This window comes from uncultured Jannaschia sp. (assembly GCF_947494055.1).
Classification (GTDB): Bacteria; Pseudomonadota; Alphaproteobacteria; order Rhodobacterales; family Rhodobacteraceae; genus Jannaschia.
The window spans coordinates 1-423 of record NZ_CANLTR010000196.1; the positions used below are offsets into that span (position 1 = coordinate 1).

Genomic DNA, 423 nt, shown 5'->3' on the forward strand with positions numbered 1-423 from the left:
CGGAGGGGTGCAGCGTATTTGGTAAGGACGGTCCGTAAGCTACCGAAATTCCAAGGTTTCATAACTAATAGTAAGTTATATTATGTAACGAAGTTTTTACTTATGTTTAAGATCTGCTCCAACTGGCTACGGCTCGGCCTGACGAATAACGACCTCGGCGCGCTGCTCGCGCGCTTCAACCAATCTACCAACCTTGGCGTCGGCAATCTCGGCCGCCTGTTGGCGGCGGCCGAGGAAGAAGCGGCGCAGCATCGCTTCGATCGCACCACCTGTGTCCATCCTCCACGAGGTCGAGGCGATCTTCGGCCTCGTAATGCAGGTCGAGCTTGTGGCTCCGCTCATTGCGAGTATCCGTCCGGCGTGACCGCCGTTGACATTCAGCGTGGCTGCCAATTCCACGGCGTGAGTTCGTCGATGCGGTTG

Annotated in this window: 1 protein-coding gene; it reads right to left on the reverse strand. The window is 56.3% G+C overall.

The window, feature by feature from the left end:
- Positions 1–126: 126 nt before the first annotated feature.
- A partial coding sequence (locus Q1A87_RS23820; RefSeq protein WP_299657375.1) for a hypothetical protein occupies positions 127–423 on the reverse strand: 297 nt, incomplete at its 5' end.